Origin of the sequence: Paenibacillus flagellatus, assembly GCF_003217775.1 — a bacterium.
Taxonomy (GTDB): domain Bacteria; phylum Bacillota; class Bacilli; order Paenibacillales; family NBRC-103111; genus Paenibacillus_AB; species Paenibacillus_AB flagellatus.
Genome location: NZ_QJVJ01000002.1, coordinates 361127 through 373703, shown reverse-complemented (window position 1 = coordinate 373703; position 12577 = coordinate 361127). Strand labels below are relative to the sequence as shown.

General features: G+C 58.8%; 9 protein-coding genes and 1 riboswitch. Of the genes, 1 reads left to right on the top strand and 8 read right to left on the bottom strand.

Features of this window, described 5'->3' with window-relative positions; all coding sequences use genetic code 11:
• Window positions 1-17 precede the first annotated feature (17 nt).
• The 8 genes from DLM86_RS05165 to DLM86_RS05130 form a co-directional block, all read right to left on the bottom strand.
• Window positions 18-1454: an NAD(P)/FAD-dependent oxidoreductase gene (locus DLM86_RS05165; protein WP_110838900.1), complete on the bottom strand. Its 1437-nt coding sequence runs from the start codon at window positions 1452-1454 to the stop codon at window positions 18-20.
• Between the two features lie 62 nt (window positions 1455-1516).
• Window positions 1517-1616, bottom strand: a riboswitch (purine riboswitch).
• Between the two features lie 125 nt (window positions 1617-1741).
• Window positions 1742-3358 (bottom strand): response regulator, encoded by a 1617-nt coding sequence (locus tag DLM86_RS05160; RefSeq protein WP_110838899.1) that lies wholly within the window; start codon window positions 3356-3358, stop codon window positions 1742-1744.
• 14 nt (window positions 3359-3372) lie between these two features.
• A complete protein-coding gene (locus DLM86_RS05155; protein WP_110838898.1) occupies window positions 3373-5247 on the bottom strand; it encodes a sensor histidine kinase in 1875 nt (624 codons plus the stop codon).
• A 149-nt stretch (window positions 5248-5396) separates the two neighbouring features.
• On the bottom strand, window positions 5397-6983 hold the full coding sequence (locus DLM86_RS05150) for an ABC transporter substrate-binding protein (RefSeq protein WP_110838897.1): 1587 nt from the start codon (window positions 6981-6983) through the stop codon (window positions 5397-5399).
• A gap of 81 nt (window positions 6984-7064) precedes the next feature.
• Window positions 7065-7889 carry an ABC transporter permease gene (locus tag DLM86_RS05145; RefSeq protein ID WP_110838896.1) on the bottom strand — a complete coding sequence of 275 codons (825 nt, stop codon included), beginning with the start codon at window positions 7887-7889 and terminating at the stop codon, window positions 7065-7067.
• Window positions 7890-7902: 13 nt separating this feature from the next.
• Window positions 7903-8847, bottom strand: a complete 945-nt coding sequence (locus DLM86_RS05140) for an ABC transporter permease (RefSeq protein WP_110838895.1) — start codon at window positions 8845-8847, stop codon at window positions 7903-7905.
• The gene (locus DLM86_RS05135) at window positions 8844-9857 is read right to left on the bottom strand and encodes an ABC transporter ATP-binding protein (protein WP_110838894.1); all 1014 of its coding nucleotides are present in this window, start codon (window positions 9855-9857) and stop codon (window positions 8844-8846) included. The genes DLM86_RS05140 and DLM86_RS05135 overlap by 4 nt, the downstream gene beginning before the upstream one ends.
• Window positions 9854-10846 (bottom strand): ABC transporter ATP-binding protein, encoded by a 993-nt coding sequence (locus DLM86_RS05130; RefSeq protein WP_211326482.1) that lies wholly within the window; start codon window positions 10844-10846, stop codon window positions 9854-9856. Before DLM86_RS05130 ends, DLM86_RS05135 begins: the two co-directional genes overlap by 4 nt.
• 504 nt (window positions 10847-11350) lie before the next feature.
• Between DLM86_RS05130 and DLM86_RS05125 the strand changes: the two genes are divergently transcribed.
• Complete coding sequence (locus DLM86_RS05125; RefSeq protein WP_110838892.1) at window positions 11351-12025, top strand: hypothetical protein; 675 nt, start codon at window positions 11351-11353, stop codon at window positions 12023-12025.
• Window positions 12026-12577 lie beyond the last annotated feature (552 nt).

The window sequence follows — 12577 nt, the reverse complement described above, 5'->3', positions numbered from 1 at the left end:
CGAGCGAATCAATGGGCTTACGCCCCCATCTGCTCCGCCAAATGGCGCGCGATCCAGACGCCGGCCGCGCCCGCCTGCGCCAAGCCGCGCGTAATGCCCGCGCCGTCGCCGCCGCAGTACAGGCCGGCGATCTCCGTCTCGAGCCGCTCGGTCAGCTTCGGCCGAGCCGAGTAAAACTTCGCTTCCACGCCGTAGAACAGCGTATGCTCGGACGCGATGCCCGGCGTCACCTTCTCCAGCGCCTCGACCATCTCGATCAAGCTTTTCATCGTATGGTACGGCAGCACGAGGCCGAGGTCGCCCGGCACCGCCTCCTTCAGCGTCGGCTCGAGAAACCCTTCCTTGATCCGTCCGTCGGTCGAGCGGCGGCCGCGGATGATGTCCCCGTACTTTTGCACGATGACGCCTCCGCCCGACAAGTCGTTGGCCCGCTTGCATATTTCCCGCGCGTACTCGTTCGGCTTGTCGAACGGCTCGGTGAACTTGTGCGAGACGAGCAGGGCGAAGTTCGTGTTCGCCGATCCGAGCGCCGGGTCTTTGTACGAATGGCCGTTCGACGCCATGACGCCGCTATGGTTCTCGACGACGACGTGCCCCGACGGATTGCTGCAAAACGTCCGTACCCGCGTGCCGACCGACGTATTGAACACGAACTTCCCTTCGTACAAATGCTCGTTGATTTCGCGCATGACGACGTCGGACGTTTCGACCCGGACGCCTACGTCCACTTGATTGTTGAACATTTTCAGGCGGCGCTTCTTCAGCACCTCGGTCAGCCATGCGGAGCCGTCGCGTCCCGGGACGACGACGACCCGATCGCTCGCCAGCTCCTCGCCGTTCTTGAGCACGACGCCCGTCACCCGGTGCCTGCCGTCCTCCCGGACCGTCAGCAAATCCGCGACCTCGGTGCGGAACCGCATCTCCACCCTCGATTCCAAGTACGACGAGATCGATTTCAATATGTCCAGGTTTTGCTCCGTCCCGAGATGCCGCACTTGCGCGCGCAGCAGCTTCAAGCCCGCCGCATAGGCGCGCCGCTCGATCGAGCGGATCGTCTCGGTCGTCGGGTCGGTGATGGCGTCGGTCGCCCCGTGATGCAAATTGATCCCGTCGACGTACCGGATCAGCTCCAGCACTTGGGACGGTGCGATATAGTCGGTCAGCCAGCCGCCGAACTCGGTCGTAATGTTGAACTTTCCGTCGCTGTAAGCGCCGGCGCCACCGAAGCCGCTCGTGATCGAGCAGGCCGGCAGGCAGCCGGCGAACTCCTTCTTGCCCGCAGGCGGCGGACACAGCTTGATTGTCTCCTCCAATATCGGGCAGCGCCTCGTATGGATGTCGTTTCCTTTGTCGAGCAGCGCGACCTTGAGCGACGGCGCCCGGAGCGACAGCTCATAAGCGGCGAATATGCCCGCGGGCCCTGCGCCCACGATAATGACGTCATAGCGGTTCATCGGTTATCCTCCCGTAATGGTCCCGAACGACGGCGACAACAAAAAAATCCCGACCGCGAACGGGTAGTCTTCGACCCGCTCGTAGTCAGGAATTTACGGCTCCTTGTAGAAACCCCCGGACCTTATCTCCGGAGATATACGAACAACGATTATGGTACTGCAAAATTCCGAACGTGTCAACGCGACCGCTCGAACAATCTTCGTCTTTTATGTGAAATCCTCCGTAAAACCGGAGAATCCCTTCGCCATCAGGCGAAAGAAACGAATTATGAGAGCACCGTTCCGACCTAGCCTTTGCCCTTTATTTTCCCCGGATTGACCCCGATATACTTTTTGAACAGCTTGCTGAAGTAAGCCTCGTCCCGAATGCCGACCTTCTCGGCCGCCTCGTATACTTTCAGATTGTGGATCATGATGTAATCCTTCGCCTTCTCCATCTTGGTCCGGTTGACGAAGTGGGTGAAGCTTTCGCCGATTTCCTTCTTGAACAGGAACGAGAAGTAGCTGCGGCTCATATTGGAAAATTTCGAAGCGTCGTCGAGCGAAATGTTCCGGTCGATGTTCTCGTACACGTACCGCTTGATGCTCGCGATCTCGGGCCGGGCCGCCTGTCCTTTCGCGTAGGCGACCGCCTGCATGGAGTCGGCGACGTACTCGTCGACGGCGTGCCGGATATCGGTCAGCGTCTCGGCTTCGAGGACGAGGTCCGTCCACCGTCTGCCCGAATCCCCGTCGAGCGGCGGAAGCTGCTGCTCGTATGGCTTGAGCACCTTCTTGAACACGTACATGACGTTCAGCACGGCCGTCTTCACCCTCATCGGATGATAGACGCCGGCGGAGGGACCGGACTCGAAAAACCGGTCGACGGCGGACTTCACGCCGTCTCCGTCTCCCGCACGGATATAATCCTCGAGCCGCTTCTCCTCCTCCAGGTCGAACACGATCTCCTTGTCGACGAAGTCCGGGACGCTGTCCGCGAACAGGATGCAGGCTTTGCCGCGGTAAAACCGGTGCATGCACGTCGTCTTCGCTTTCCCGTAAAGGGCGGGCACCTCCTGAAGCCGGTCCGTTTTGCCGGCCACCGCAAACGTGACGGTAATGTTCAAGTACCGTTCGAGCGACACGTTCATTTTGCGAAGCAGGTCGGACAGAAGCGAACGGTTGGCCGCGGCGAATGCCGAGCCGTCCAGCAGCATCACATATTCGCCTTCGTCCAGCTCGGCGAATTCGGCTTTGGCGAACTCGGACAGCCCTTCCATCAAAATGTTTTGAAACGAAGCGCTGAGCAGGTGGCTGTCCCGGAGCCGGCTCTTCGCGGGCGCATCGTAAAAATTGTCGATCGTCCCGTGAACGACGAGGTAATCGGCGAACGCCGGCTGCACCTGCATGACCGACGACTCCTTCCAAAATTCGTCGTACGAGATCGAGCCGCTCATCAGCTTTTTGTACAAGCCGTTTTTGATCACCTGCTTGTTCGCCCGAAGCACCGACTCGAAATGAAGCTTCTCCTCCTGCTGCAGCCGCTCCTTCTCCACCTCGGCCTTCACCTTGATCAGGATGTCCAGAATCGTCTCCGGCTTCATCGACAGCTTCAGGATGTAGTCCTCGGCGCCGAGCTTCATCGCTTTTTTGACCGCATCCATCTCGTTGTGACAGCTCAGCACGATCGTCTTGACGCGCGGATGGCGGGCGGCGATCTCTCCGATCAGCTCGAGTCCGTCCATGTTCGGCATCAGGATGTCGGTCAGCACGATATCCGGTCGGACCGCATCGATCAGCTCCAGCGCCTGCACCCCGTCCTCCGCTTGCCCGACGAACTCCATATCGTACTTTTCCCATTCGATGCAGGATTTGATGCCGATGCGCACGAGCGCTTCGTCGTCGACGATCATCACCTTCAACATTGCTCGAACCCCCTTTAGCTCGATTTGGAAACCGGCTGCTCCGCCCGGATGACCGGCATCGCGACCGATACCGTCGTCCCTTGTCCGGGACCGGAGGAGATCCGCAGGCCGTACGATTCGCCGAACCTCAATTGCAGCCGTTCGTGAATGTTGCGCAGCCCCACTCCGCTGAATTTGTTTTTCTTGTCCGTCTCGTCCTCCGCTTCGGGGAAGATGGCGCCGATCCGATCGGGGGCGATCCCTTCTCCGTTGTCCGTCACGCCGATGAGCAGACGGCCGTCCCGGGCGCGCGCTTCGATCCGGATCATTCCTCCGGTCTTTTTCTGCTTCAACCCGTGCAGGATGCAATTTTCGACGATCGGCTGCAGCAGCAGCTTGATGATCGAGCAGCCCTCCAAGCCGGGATCGACGTCCAGCTGCAATTCGATGCTGTCGTTGAACCTTGCGTTCTGGATGTTCATGTACGCCTCGACGAGCTCCAGCTCCTCCTTGAGCGTAATGTCCTCGTCGCCCTTGTTCATGCTCACCTCGAGCAGCCGCCCCAAATCGGCGATCATGCCGGAGGCGTTGGACGCGCCGTTCATCATCGCGGTCCACTTGATAATATTGAGCGTGTTGAACAGAAAATGCGGATTGATTTGCGCCTTGAGCGCCTCGTACTTCAGCTCCTGCTCCCGCCGCTGCTCGTCCATCACCTTCTGCACGAGCTCGTCGACCCGCTTGAACAGATGGTCGAAGCTTTTGACGATGCCCTGCACGTCGCCCGAATACGAGATGTCCTGCGTGCCGAGGCGATACACGCCGATTTTTTTCTTTTTCAGATCCCGGATGAGCAGTCTCAGCGGGTTCGTAATATACAGGATGAAGGCGACGCTGAGCAGCAGGAACAGGCCGAATACGGCGTAATTGATCGTCAGCACTTTGTTTTTCAAACCGGTCGAGTTGTTCATGACGTCCTCGTAAGGAATCGCCGAGACGATCGTCCAGTCGAGACGGTTCAGGTTGTAGTAATTGACCATGTACCGGCTGCCGCCCGACTCGCCGATGAAATAGCCTTTTTGCTTGCCGTACAGCTTCAGCTGCGACCGGATCGTTTCGATGTCGGCCGGCGCCACTTCCCCCGCCGCCTTGACGATCCGATCCTCGCTGTCGAGCAGCAGCACCGAGCCGTGCGATCGAACCGTGAACAGCGAGACGAAATCGTCGAGATCGACGTTGATCATGACGACGCCGAGCATGTCGCCGGTCAAGCTGCTTTTGATCGTGCGGGCGAGCGATACGTAGCTTTTCGGCTCTCCCGCCTGCGGGAACGGGTACGAATACGGGACCGTCCAGACGGTGTCGCGCTCTCTCCGGACGAGGGACGCGAACCATTCCTCCCGCGGAAGACGCGACCCGAACTCCTGCTTGAAGTTCAAATATTCTTTGTTCATGTCGATATCGCTGACGAGATTGCCCATGACGTTGGCGATGACGCCGTCGGCGCCGATCATGATCATGTGCGCGTTATAATTGAAAAACGTATTGTTTTTGGCGAAATTCAAAACGTTTTCAAGCCGTGCGATTCTTGCCGAATCCGCGGCGGTCATCTCCCGCGGCGTCTTGATCGCGCCGAACGGGACGAAGCCGTCGCCCTTGGTGTAAGCGCTTAAAATCGAAGCGACGCTGTCGTTGATGCTGAGCACGTTGGACAGCTTCTGCATATCGAGCGTCACGTTCTCGACCTGGTTGCCCATCTGCTCCAGGTTGCTGATCATCAGGTCGGACGTTTCCTGCTCGAACAGCGTTTCCGTATGCTTGAAGCTGATGTTCAACGACAAAAATACGGCGAAGAAGAGAAGGACGACGATGGAGACGATAATCCGGATCTGCAGGTTGCGGAACAGCAACCCGACCCATAGCTTCCATTTGTACGGTATCGGCTTCCCCTCCCGGTCTGGATGTACTATTCATTCTACTGAAGAACGGGATGTCCATCAAGGAGAAGAAACCCCCAGATTCAACCATCCGGGGGCATCGGCTAACAGAAGCTCGCCTGTTACTTGGCGATGGACGTATCTTCCAGCGTAATGCCGGATTGGAACGACAGGAAGCCCGGCATGTTCGTGAATCCGGCGACGCTTTTCTTCATGGCGTACGCCTGCTCCCTCCACGTCAAGTAGACGAACGGCGACAAATCGAGGGCGCGGTCGATCAGCTTGCCGTAGATCGCCTCCCGCTTCGCATCGTCCAGCTCCTTGCGGCCGTCGACCAGCAGCTTGTTGATTTCCGCGTCGTTGAAGTACGCGGAGTTGTTCAGGCGGACCGCACCGCCGCTGTAAAAGTTGCTGAGCCAGTCCGGGTCCGTAATGTCGCCGGACGTCCCCGCCACGACGAAGTCGTAGTTGCCGTCGGTATTTTTCTTCACGCGCGTCGCCCAATCGGGCAGATCGAGCTCGATTTCGATGCCGACCTTCTTCAGCTCGGCCTGGACGGCGACGGCTGTCTGCTGATGGTACGAATATTGCGACGTCGCCAACAGGCGAGCCTTGAAGCCGTTCGGGTAGCCCGCTTCCGCCAGCAGCTTTTTCGCTTTGTCGATGTTGTGCTCGAAATACGTTTCGTTTTTCTCGTCGTAGCCCATATAGCCTTTCGGGATCGCGATGCCGTAAATCGGCTTGCCCCGTCCGTTGAACGCCGTGTTGATGATCGTGTTGCGGTCGATCGCGTACGAAATCGCCTTGCGGACCCGGGGATCGCTGAACGGCGCGAACTGCGTGTTGAACTGCAGCTGCATGAACGGACCGCTTACGCTGTCGAGCTTCAGGTTCGGATCCTGCTCGATCGAAGCGGCGTCCTTCCACGGCACGTAGTCGATCAAGTCGACGTCGCCCGCTTTCAGCGCGTTGACGCGGGTGTTCTCGTCCGGATAGAACACGAACCGGACCGTGCCCAGCTTCGCCTTGTCCTTCTTGTAGTAGCCGTCGAACTTCTCGACGACGAATTCTTGGCCCTTGGTCCATTTCACGAACTTGAACGGCCCCGCTCCCATCGGATTCGCGCTCAAATCGCCGTTTTTCTCCTCCGTCCATTTCTTCGAGACGATGACCGATTCCGGCAGCGCCAAGTAGTGGATGAACGGGGCGGAGGGCTCCTTCAGCGTAATAGCGACGATGTTGCTGTCGATCGTTTCGATATGATCGATAATGGACAGCTCGCTGCGGAAGGTGGCGTTGTTTTTCGGATTGGCGATACGCTCGAACGTGTACTTGACGTCTTCCGCCGTCACCGGATCGCCGTTATGAAACTTGGCGTCGCGAAGCCGGAACGTATACGTCTTCTTGTCTTCGGATACGGTGTACGATTCCGCCAGCTCGTTGCTCAGCTTGCCTTCCTTGTCGTAATTGACGAGACCGCGGTAAAGAGCCAGCTTGATCGGTCTTCCCGGCGCGCCGTTCTGAACGAGCGGATCCATCGTGCTCGGTTCGCCGGACAAGCCGAAGATGAGCGTGCCGCCTCCGGCGCCGGTTTTGCCCGTGTTCGCCGAGGTGCCGGAAGCCGCGTCTTGACCGCCTTGACCGCATCCTGCCGCCACGAGGGCGACGGCCAGTACAAGGAACAATAGGTTCGACAATCTTCTAAACATGCTGCAACCTCCCTTTATCAAGTCCTATGATATCTATAATAGGGACGGCCCGTGGGGAGCGGCAATCCTTATTACCGGCATTTACGAGCGGTTCAATTTCGGATCGAGAATGTCCCGGAGACTGTCGCCGAGCAAATTGACGGCCAAAATCGTCACGCCGAGACAGAGCGAAGGCCATACCGCGTACATCGGATTGAGGCTGATGTAGCCGCGCGACTGCCCGATCATCTGCCCCCACGAAGGCGCCGGAGGCACGACCCCCAGCCCGAGGAAGCTGAGTCCCGATTCCAGCAAAATCGAAGCCGCGATCGTCAAGCTGATCTGAATAATGAGCGGAGACAAAATGTTCGGCAAAATACAACCGAGCAGCACCCGCCCGTGCGAAGCGCCGAGCGACAGCTCGCTCTCGACGTATTCCAGCTTCTTGACCTGGAGCGTCGACGAATAGGCGATACGGGCGAAATGCGGCGCATAGACGATGCCGATGATGACGATCAGGTTGGATACACCGGCCCCCCAGAAGCCGACCACCATCAGGGCGAGCAAAATCGGCGGGAAGCACAGGACGATATCGACGACGCGCATGATCGCTTTCTCGGCGATGCCGCGGAAGTAGCCCGCTGTCAGACCGAGCAGAAGACCGGTTGTAAACGCTAACAAAGTCGAGCCGAGCGCCACGATAAGCGATGGGCGTATCCCGAGGATGAGCCGGCTCAAGATGTCCCGGCCGAATTCGTCCGTGCCGAGCGGATGGCCCGGCAGCGCCGGCTTGAGCACGTTTTCCGGATGCAGCTCGAGCGGATCGTGCGGGACGATCCACGGCCCGATCGCCGCCACGATCAGAATCGGAAGCAGGACGATGACACTGAACACGAACGTTTTGTTGCGGACGAACTTTCTCAGCATGCGATTCCTCTCCTTAGCGCACTCTCGGGTCCATGAGACCGTACAGCAAATCGACGAGCATGTTCACGATGATGAAGAAGGAGGCCATGACGACGATGCACCCTTGGATCAGCGGGTAATCGCGATTCGCGATCGATTTCACGAGCAGCGTGCTCATCCCCGGCCAATTGAACAAATATTCGATCAGCACCGTTCCCCCGATCAGGTTGCCGAGCTGCAGGCCGATGACCGTAACGACGGGAATGATCGCGTTGCGGAACGCGTGCTTGAATACGATGGACCATTCGGAAACCCCTTTGGCCCGGAGCGTCTGGATGAACTCCTTGTTCAGCACCTCCAGCATGGACGAGCGCGTCATCCGGGCGATCGAGGCCGCCAAGCCGAGCGCCAGCGTTATGGCGGGCAGCGCCAGACGGAGCATATGCTTGACCGGGTCGTCGGAGAAAGCGACGAATCCGCTCGCCGGCAGCAGATGCAGCTTGAAGCTGAACAGCAGGATGAGGAAGGCGCCCAGCACGTAAACGGGAAACGAAACGCCCAGCGCCGCGATCGACGACAGCGCCATATCGACGAAGCTTTGCCGCTTCAAGGCGGCGACGATGCCGAGCGGAACCCCGATCAGCGCCGCGAGGACGATCGCCACGATCGCGAGCTCGATCGTATTCGGCAGCCGCTGCAGAACGTACGTATGGACCGGGGTCGAATCGTACAGGGAGACGCCCATGTCGAACCGGGCGAAATTGGCGATCCAATGTCCGTACTGCGCAAGCAGCGGCTGGTCCAAGCCGAGCTTGTGGCGCATCTCCTCCAGAGCGGCGGCGTCTCCTCCCCGCTCCGTGCCGAGCACGAGCGCCGCCGGATCGCCCGGCATCAGATGAATGAGCGAGAAGACGAGCGTGCTCACGACGAGCACTTGAACGACGACGAGCGACAATTTGCCGGTCAAGTAACGGATCACGGCGCTCGCCCCCCCTCCACCGAGCCGGAGGCCGGACCGTCGTTCGCGTACAGGTGGCAGGCGACTTCATGGTTGTCGCCGACCCGGACAAACTCGGGCGCGACTTCGCTGCAGATCGGCATCGCGTCCCGGCACCGGGTGCAAAACCGGCAGCCCTGCGGCGGATTGACCGGGCTCGGAACGTCTCCGGTCAAGATGATCCGCTCCTTCCCGGCATCGGGATCCGGCGCCGGAATGGCGGAGAGCAGCGCCTTCGTGTACGGGTGCCTGGCGTTCGCGTACAGCTCGTCGGCGTCGGCGATCTCCACCATTTTCCCCAAATACATGACCCCTATTCGGTTGCTCATATGCTGGACGACCGATAAGTTGTGCGAGATGAACAAGTACGTCAACCCGAACTCCCGCTGCAAATCGTTCAACAAATTCAAAATTTGCGATTGGATCGACACGTCCAGGGCGCTTACGGCCTCGTCGCAGACGACCAGCTTCGGGTTGAGCGCGATCGCCCGCGCGATGCCGATGCGCTGGCGCTGTCCGCCGGAAAACTCGTGCGGATACCGGTCCGCGTATTGCGAGGGCAGCCCCACCAATTCGAGCAGCCGCTTCACTCTCTTATCCTTGTCGGAGCCGGAGGCGACGCCGTGGATTTCGAAAGGCGCCCCGATAATTTGCCCGACCGTCTTCCTCGGGTTGAGCGATTCGAACGGCTTCTGGAACACCATCTGCAGCTTCGCTCTATGCCGGCGGAGGGCGCCGCCCTTCATCTTCAGCAAATCTTGGTCCTCGAAGCGGATCTCGCCTTCGTCCGCATCCGTCAGCCTCATAATGACGCGGGACAGCGTACTCTTCCCGCAGCCCGATTCGCCGACGAGTCCGAACGTCTCGCCCTTGTAGATGGAGAAGCTGACGTCGTCGACCGCTTTCACGTGCCCGCGCCGGCCGGACAGCCAGCTTTTTTGGAGCGGATAATATTTTTTGAGCCGTTTGACGTCGAGCAGTATGTCGTTCATCCCGCTTCTTCCTCCTCCCACGACGGATGCGCCTTCCAGCAGCGCGCTTTGCAGCCTTCTTCCGTTTCGATCAAATCCGGCTCGCTTCGTCTGCACGCGTCGGTCGCGTCCGCGCATCTCGGATGGAACCGGCAGCCCGTCGGCATCGAGCCGATCCCCGGCACGTTCCCCGCGATGCTGTGCAGCTTCCCGCCGCGTTGGCCCGGCTGCGGAATCGAGCGAATGAGCCCTTGCGTGTACGGATGGCGGGGATTGCGGAATATCGAGCGGACATCCCCCTCCTCCATCACTTTGCCGGCGTACATGACGGCCACGCGGTCGGCCATCTCGGCGACGACGCCCAGATCGTGCGTGATGAGCATGATGCTCATGCCGGTTTCGCTGCGAATCCGCTTCAGCAGCTCGAGAATTTGCGCCTGCACCGTCACGTCGAGCGCCGTCGTCGGCTCGTCGGCGATCAGCAGCTTCGGGCTGCAGGAGAGCGCCATCGCGATCATGATCCGCTGGCACATGCCGCCGGACAGCTCGTGCGGATACGCTTCCATCACCCGCGACGGGTGGGCGATGCCGACGTGGTCGAGCAGCTCGACCGCACGCTTGTACGCGGCGGAGCGGGAGACGCTCTCGTGGAGGCGGATCGCCTCGACGATTTGGCTGCCGCACGTGAACACCGGGTCCAGCGCCATCATCGGGTCTTGAAAAATCATCGACATCGATTTGCCGCGTATTTGCGACAGCTGCTTCTTCGAAAGCTTCGTCAAATCCCGTCCTTCGAACCAAATTTCGCCCGAAGCGATTTGGCCCGCCGGCGGCAGCAGCTGCATCGCCGACAGTGAAGCGACCGTCTTCCCGCTCCCGCTCTCGCCTACGATGCAAACGATTTCACCTTTGTTTATCGTAAAGTGAACGCCGGCGATCGCCGGAAACGTTCCTTTGTCCGTTCGGAACTGCGTCGTCAAGTTGCGAATTTCCAATAAAGCGTCGCTCATGTTCATCACTCCCCGCTTGAAGGGCTGTCTTGCTTGGTTGCGTTAGAGACTGTCGATTCATTGTGAGTTAGGAAGTGGAAAAGGAAACGAATACCGTCCGGCGAGTTTCCGCTTTAAACTCCTCACCACTGCATCTTTATCAAATCAAGGAGTTTAAACCATGATGTTAGAGCAGAGGAGGGTATTTTTTCGCTTGGAACGGCATATTCTCGCTTCATCCACCATAAATCGACAGTCTCGATATGTTCATTATATAGGCGGCGCGGGCGCGATCCCATGGAATGCCGTATGGTTTCGTTGTAAATTCATCCGCTCCTTCGGGCGATCGTCCGGACGGGCGAGGCGCCCGGTTTCCGCCGCGTCCGGGGTTGGACGATCTTACGATTTTGTTGCAAAATCGTCCGATTCGGTCCATAATCGGACATAGAGACGAAGAACGTCCCGGATCCGCTCCGATCGAGCGGCGACGGGACGTTTTTCATTTGGAAGAGGGAGGGATGTCGGTTGACGTTTGAAGAAGCGCATGACGCGTTTATCCGCCGTCATCTGAACGAAAGGACGGGCGAACGCCGAGGCCGGCTCGAGCGGGGGCACCGGCACGGCGAGACGTTGTTTCTGCGCAACGTCTGGTGGCCGCTTTTCAACCGGTTCGACAACCTTCATCCGGAATACGAGGTTCTCGATTGGCGGGGAAGGTCGTATTTCGCGGACTTCGCTTGGCTGCCGGGATTCGTAAGGCTGATCGTGGAGATCAAAGGGTACGCCTCGCATATCCGGGACATGGACCGGCACAAATTTTGCGGAGAGCTGAACCGGGAGACGTTTCTGTATGCGATGGGATACCACGTGATATCGTTCGCCTACGACGACGTGGAACAGCGGCCCGATTTATGCGTCACCTTGCTTCGGATGGCGACGAACCGGCATTTGCCCGCCCGATCGCCGGTGTCGCGGGCTTCCTTCGCGGAGAAGGAGATCGTCAGGCTGGCGATCCGGGCCGCCCGGCCGATTCGGCCGAAGGACGTGGAGCTGCATTTCGAGATCGACCCCAAGACGGCGGTACTGATGCTGCAAAAGCTGGTCGCCAAAGGCTGGCTGCAGCCGTCGCTTCGCGGCAAAGGCGAAAGAGTGGTGCGGTACGAGCTGACGCCGGGCGTTTGGGATGCATTGGATTTATAGGAAGAGGTCACGCTAAGTTGTAGCGGTTTTAGGTTTGGGGAAGACGGTAGATTAGCTGGGAGACCTGCCTCAGGTGGTAGCGGGATTGGGCGAGACGGTCGATTAGCGGGAAAACCTCCCACTTATTGTAGTGGTTTGGGCGAGACGGTCGATTAGCTGGAAAACCTCCCCCTAAGTTGTAGCGGATTGGGCGAGACGATCGATTAGCTGGAAAACCTCCCCCTAAATTGTAGCGGTTTGGGCGAGACGGTCGATTTGTTGGAAACCTCCCACTTATTGTAGCGATTTAGGCGAGATGGTCGATTAGCTGGAAAACCTCCCTCTAAATTGTAGCGATTTAGGCGAGACGGTCGATTAGCTGGAAAACCTCCCTCTAAATCGTAGCGGTATGGGCGAGACGATCGATTAGCTGGAAAACCTCCCATTCGTTGTAACGGTTGGGGGAGGCGGTCGATTTGTTGGAAACCTCCCGCTTATTGTAGCGATTTAGGCGAGACGGTCGATTAGCTGGAAAATCTCCCCCTAAGTTGTAGCGGATTGGGCGAGACGATC